The sequence below is a fragment of the Vibrio sp. HI00D65 genome, from assembly GCF_001635455.1.
Lineage (GTDB): Bacteria > Pseudomonadota > Gammaproteobacteria > Enterobacterales > Vibrionaceae > Vibrio.
The window spans coordinates 1-220 of record NZ_LWEH01000259.1; the positions used below are offsets into that span (position 1 = coordinate 1).

The window sequence follows — 220 nt, forward strand, 5'->3', positions numbered from 1 at the left end:
ACGCGGCACGATTAACCCACGTTCTTGCGTGCGTTTTGGAACATACGCATCCAAGCACCATTCTCGCCCCAACCTTCTGGAGACCAAGAGTTAGCGACTGTGCGGAATACACGCTCTGGGTGAGGCATCATGATAGTCACGCGGCCATCCGTCGTTGTTAAACCTGTGATAGCGTTTGGCGAACCGTTCGGGTTATTCGGGTATTGCTGCGTTGGGTTAC

General features: G+C 53.6%; 1 protein-coding gene. It reads right to left on the reverse strand.

The window, feature by feature from the left end; translation table 11 throughout:
• Window positions 1-11: 11 nt before the first annotated feature.
• The coding region (locus A3712_RS18465) for a phosphoribosylformylglycinamidine synthase subunit PurQ (RefSeq protein WP_197465861.1) at window positions 12-220 on the reverse strand (209 nt) is incomplete at its 5' end.